We start from the raw sequence: 3,275 nt of genomic DNA, 5'->3' as shown, positions 1-3,275 counted from the left end.
CGAGAACACGGCGTCGGTCGGCACGTCGCAGAACAGCGCGATTTTCTCCTTCGTCTTCTCCTCCAGTCCGTCGCTACAGCGCCCGACGAGCACGTCGGGTTGCAGGCCGATGCTCCGGAGCTCCTTCACGCTGTGCTGGGTCGGCTTCGTCTTCTGCTCGCCGTTCTTCGAGTGCGGAACGAGCGTGACGTGGGTCAAGAGGAAGTCGTCGTCGTCCTGTTCCGTGGCGAACTGGCGGAGCGCTTCGAGGAACGGCATGCTCTCGATGTCGCCCACGGTGCCGCCCACTTCGACGATACACACGTCGTGGCCCTCGGCGGCCTCGCGGATGCGGCGTTTGATTTCGTCCGTGATGTGCGGGATTATCTGGACCGTCTTGCCCAGGTAGTCCCCGGCGCGCTCCTTCTCGATGACGTACTGGTAGGCCTTGCCGGTCGTGATGTTGTGGTCGAAGGTCATGTCGATGTCGAGGAACCGCTCGTAGTTCCCCAAATCGAGGTCGACCTCGCCACCGTCCTTCAGTACGTACACTTCTCCATGCTGGTAGGGATTCATCGTCCCGCGTCCACGTTGAGATACGGGTCGATCTTCACGGCAGTCACGTCGAACCCGGCGTTTGCGAGCAGTCGCCCAGTGCTCGCGGCGGTAATGCCTTTGCCAAGTCCGGACATGACGCCCCTGTGACGAAAATGAACTTCTTCCCCATCTCGGGGTCGTAGTCTGTCTCGGGGTCAGTCGGCATACTGACTTTCCGCAACCGTTCTTCAAAGCGCCCCTTTTTCGCTGGACCGGTGTCTTCCGGATACCGTTCTAAGTGGCCCAGTTCGGTGCCAGCAAAGACATTGGTGTAAAATCGATGGCTTCCTCGGCTTTGTTGACGTTATCCTGCGTAAACATGAGGGACGGTACCAGATCCGGCCGCCAGTCGCCTTCGTTGCTGGGGAGGATGAGCTGCCACGTGACACCGTATCGATCCTGCACCCAGCCGTAATAGTCGCTGAACGGATGTTCATCAAGCTGGATGAGTACTTCCCCACCATCGACAAGCCGTGCCCATAATTCATCTATTTCCTCTTTTGTTTCTCGACTCACGAAAAACGATATCGACGGGTTGAAACTGAACTCCGGCCCGCCGTTGAGCGCGACAAACGAGAACCCCTCGACCTCGAAGGAAACCGTCATCACGCTGCCGGCTTCCCCGCCCGTTATCTCCTGCCCAGCATCCGGGTAATGGGTCGTGCCCTTGATCGCCGCGTTTTCAAACACGGAGGTGTAAAACTCTGCGGCTTCCTCTGCCTGGTTATCAAACCAGAGATTCGGAGTGATTTTTTGCCTGGATTCGACCGCATTTTCTGTTTCAGGATATGATGTCATTCCTACACCCCTCCAGTGGAGATAGGCTAGCAAGCATCATATAAACGCGCCAAGTGCAGTGAAAGTGAACCAACACTATCCGTGTCACCATTCTCCTAAAATAAGATATATGAAAGACTGAAGCGGTGGTTCGTTCGGCAGTTCCGTCCGTCCCGTTCGCACGCACGGCCAGCACGGGAAGCTATCGAGACCGTCACAGTCGCAGTCGTCTGGTTCGGACTCGTTGTCATCCTCCGACGAGAAGGCCTTGAGTGTTCCGTCATTAGTTGTGTTCTCGAAGGCAGCCATGTGTTTGCAGTCGGCGTTACAGCGGACGATCGTACATGGACTTCTGATCGAATATCACGGGGCGATCTCTCAAAAAATATTTTGAATGATGGTTCAGGGCGCTCATTCAAGCAGCGGAACTATTGTTATTGACGATGAATATGGCACGAGGTCACATTACAAAGAGCAGATGGCTATCCTGACATCATTCATTGTTGTGGCTGGTGCGATCACCACGAGTCTAGCGATGGCGTGGGCACTAGGCGCGAGTAGTAATTCACCCCCTTTTGCACCAGCGGTTGGTGCAAATGCCCTATCGACGATGCGCGCCGCATTTCTTCTGGGAATACTTGCTGCTTTAGGAGCGATCACACAAGGTGGCAATATTTCGAAAACGGTGGGAGAAGGGCTGATAGCGGGCGTTCAATTAACACCACTCGCAGCGATTGCAGGTCTACTGACAGCGGCAGGCTTTATTGCACTTGGAGTTCGGACAGGATATCCGATTCCAGCTGCGTTTGCAACCACGGCGTCGATCGTTGGCGCGGGACTGGCACTTGGTGGAGAGCCTGCATATGGGACCTATCGTGAGATTGTAACATTCTGGGCAGCAGTGCCGGTGATGTCGATCTCAATCGCCTATACAACGGGCTACTTGCTCCGTCGCACCAGTCTTTCCGAACAAATTACGCTCCCGATCCTCGGTGGAATCGTTGGTATTATCGTTGCGAATATGCCCTCGGCACTGATTCCTGCTCCTGGTACTGCACAGGGAACCATCGCGAGTTACGTCTCTAACTCACTAGAAATGAGCGTTCCGACGATAATTGGGGCGTATGATCTCGTGATGGTGTCTACGAGTTTGATTCTGGGACTATTCGCAGCCGGGTTACTTCGACGAACACTCAATCGTTCGATCGACCGTGGAGTTCGGCTCTTTTTGATTGGTCTCGGAAGTTTAGTTGCCTTTTCGAGCGGTGGCAGTCAAGTCGGCTTAGCGACCGGTCCATTGGAACCCCTGTTTGAATCACTGCTGCAACTTCCGGGGACGATTTTGCTGTCGTTCGGAGCAATTGGGATTCTATTAGGAGCCTGGATGGGGTCGCCACGTATTCTCCAAGCAGTCGCCCGTGATTATTCGTCGCTTGGCGTTCTACGATCAATTGCAGCGTTGATTCCGGCATTTATCATCGCTCAAACCGCGATAATTCTCGGCTACCCGATTTCATTCAACAATATTATCCTCTGGAGTATCATTGGAAGTGGCCTAACTGAAGGGACAGAAAGTATCTCCGTCCGAAAAACAAGTTATACAGTCGCAATTTGGCTGCTCACGCTCTTTGGTGCAGGAGTCACGGGATTTATATTGTATCGTATATTTGCCGTAATTCTGTAAACGGGGCCAAGCATAAAAGGAGGACTACCTACCGAGAAAACTGGCGAGTACACTATTTCCGTGCCGTCGTTAGCCAGGTTCTAATTGAACATCGGGATTCGAAGTCCCGATCAGAACGAGTCAGTATGAGTGTTGGTCCGAAGCTGCCATCTTCTAGTACTGCAGATTCCCGATTAAAGGGTTATCTCCTCTTTTCAGGGAATGAGTGATCCTTGCGAGAGCACGCACAACAACCATG

General features: G+C 53.6%; 2 protein-coding genes and 1 pseudogene. 1 reads left to right on the top strand and 2 read right to left on the bottom strand.

The genetic code is table 11. The features are described from left to right. Together BG842_RS25970 and BG842_RS25965 are read right to left on the bottom strand one after the other, a co-directional pair. Positions 1-742: pseudogene (locus BG842_RS25970) on the bottom strand (CTP synthase); the annotation flags it as partial. A 68-nt stretch (positions 743-810) separates the two neighbouring features. Continuing rightward, a complete protein-coding gene (locus BG842_RS25965; RefSeq protein ID WP_069453050.1) occupies positions 811-1,374 on the bottom strand; it encodes a VOC family protein in 564 nt (187 codons plus the stop codon). A 457-nt stretch (positions 1,375-1,831) separates the two neighbouring features. Between BG842_RS25965 and BG842_RS25960 the strand changes: the two genes are divergently transcribed. After that, complete coding sequence (locus BG842_RS25960) at positions 1,832-3,037, top strand: inorganic phosphate transporter (protein ID WP_069453051.1); 1,206 nt, start codon at positions 1,832-1,834, stop codon at positions 3,035-3,037. Positions 3,038-3,275: the final 238 nt, after the last annotated feature.

The organism is Haladaptatus sp. W1, from assembly GCF_001723155.1.
GTDB lineage: Archaea > Halobacteriota > Halobacteria > Halobacteriales > Haladaptataceae > Haladaptatus > Haladaptatus paucihalophilus.
The sequence above is the reverse complement of the archived record's forward strand: the minus strand, read 5'-3'. Positions and strand labels throughout refer to the sequence as shown.